Consider the following 2,027-nt stretch of genomic DNA (forward strand, 5'->3'; position numbering starts at 1 on the left):
GTAACATCACGGCTTTCATTAAAGTAAAAGGTTTCCCGTTCACAAAACCGAATGGCGGCAAAAATACTTTCTTGTATTTGAGGAATATACTCATCCGTGACATCATCAATCTCATCCTGAATAACCGATACAAGCCTTGCAAAGGTTCCCCTATGACGAAAAACATCTTGCCGCTCTTGTATCGGTCCACCCGTCCTTATCCTTATATAATGACGTGACATCAGGCTTCTCTTAACGATTAGTCACAAATTGCACGACCACAACGCACTCACCAGCAGCTGTTGTTTTGTCTCGTGTTGCATAAAGCGTAAGCTCTTCATCATAAGGGACAAACTCTTTTTGATTGGTGGAGGCAAAATCTTGCGTCCCTTGGGCTTTGATATCCTTTTCAGTGAATTCATTGCCTCCATAGGTGCTGCCAATCTTTAATTTCGCATCCGTAAACGCTGTCTTCACAAACGCTTTAATCGAAAGGATCATCGCGCCACGAGGCAAGGTCCCTATCTTGCGTGTCAAATCCTTATCTTTATGCGTGATATTCAAACGCAAAAAACTCACCTGTTGTGTGCAAAGATTTCTGCCTTGTAAAGGTGATGGTAGTCCACTTGTCATATCTTTTTTCCTTTCCTAAATCTTTAAGAAGGCTTTTCGCCTGTGCATGTTGAAATAACCACTGTTCCGAAATCTTGCGCATGTTGCCCTCTCCCAGGCATCTGGAAACGCGTTTTCTTCATGCCTAAGATCGTTTTAGCCGCAACACCATAGATCCGTTTATAATCATCGAGCTCTTCAACCAAGTGATAGCGCGTATCGTTATTTTCTGCTCCAAAGGCAAACATGACACTTTGTGCTCCTAGCAAAACAGCACGACGCACATTCTCTTCAGCACCACCAGTAGACTTCACACCATGGGTTACATGTTCAGATTCACGTAAAACCACACCGTTATACATGCCTAAAGAGCCATCAAAAATTGGGTTCTTAGCACGTGATCCGGTATAAGCTGCCTTCTGAATATCAAGCCACTGACCCGTTTCTGTGTTGGTACGCAATTGCATCACTTGAATAGGATGGAGATACAAGACATAAACATAGGAACCATCAACGCGTACAGGTCTGATTTTCGGATTTGCCAACTTCGCAACTTTGACCGCTTCATCAATCAACTTAAGATTAAAGCCATGCTTTGCTAGCTCTTTGACATCTTCATCTTTGGTTTTGCCATCGGGGCGGACAATGCGCTTACTACTTGGCGCCAAAGGTGCATTAAAGCCGTAATACAATTCATCAAGATAAATTTCACGTTCTTCAAATTTAATGGTAGGTGCGGTATAGCCACATACTTGAAGAAAAAACATCAAACTCATGCGATCGGCAAACCAATCAACCAATGACTTGTGGGCTTCGTCACGTAAACTAAACGAAATACGTTGTTGATCAATCGTGCCTTTGTTTTTCGTTGCAACAGCATGATTCAATTCATTGATATATAATTTGTCATGAAGAAATTGGAGCGCTTCTTCGTTCCCTTTAAGCGTTTCACCCTCGCTTACACCACGCCCCATAATCTGAGCTCGTAAGCTAAAGGTTACGCAATCTCCCCCTTCTTTCCTCAGTTCATTTTTGACCTGTATAATACTATTGGAACTTTCTCCCATTAAACGTTCAATATCAAGCGCTTTTGATGATTCATAATTTAACCTCTTGGACCAAGCTTTAATCGCCTGCGCATCATTAATAGGAATATGTGTTATTGCCATTTATCTCACCTTTCTTTGCTGTAAAAAAACCGGCTTAAAAGCCGGCGAAAAAACACATGGATTATATCGTTACGTCTCAATCATCATTAGCCTTCCCAACCCATAAGTTTATTAAAAATAACTTGATTTTTCGGTCGGCTATACCATTCCCCAAACTCTTTATCGGACATATCACCAATGGTTTGTAAAGTGATTGGTCCTGTACTTCCTCCTCCACCTGATGCCGTTAGAGTCTTCGCTGAATTCTGCCTGCTTTGAAGCGCTGCA

2 protein-coding genes and 2 pseudogenes are annotated in these 2,027 nt (G+C 41.9%); all 4 read right to left on the reverse strand.

The features are described 5' to 3' along the window. A pseudogene (locus AC0QT4_RS08945) lies at positions 1-221 on the reverse strand (hypothetical protein); the annotation flags it as partial. A 10-nt stretch (positions 222-231) separates the two neighbouring features. Then, positions 232-612: a hypothetical protein gene (locus AC0QT4_RS08950; RefSeq protein WP_473201323.1), complete on the reverse strand. Its 381-nt coding sequence runs from the start codon at positions 610-612 to the stop codon at positions 232-234. A 23-nt stretch (positions 613-635) separates the two neighbouring features. Next, a complete protein-coding gene (locus AC0QT4_RS08955; protein WP_473201324.1) occupies positions 636-1,760 on the reverse strand; it encodes a N4-gp56 family major capsid protein in 1,125 nt (374 codons plus the stop codon). A gap of 86 nt (positions 1,761-1,846) precedes the next feature. Further along, a pseudogene (locus AC0QT4_RS08960) lies at positions 1,847-2,027 on the reverse strand (hypothetical protein); the annotation flags it as partial.

Source organism: Bartonella sp. EBT8 (assembly GCF_055796165.1).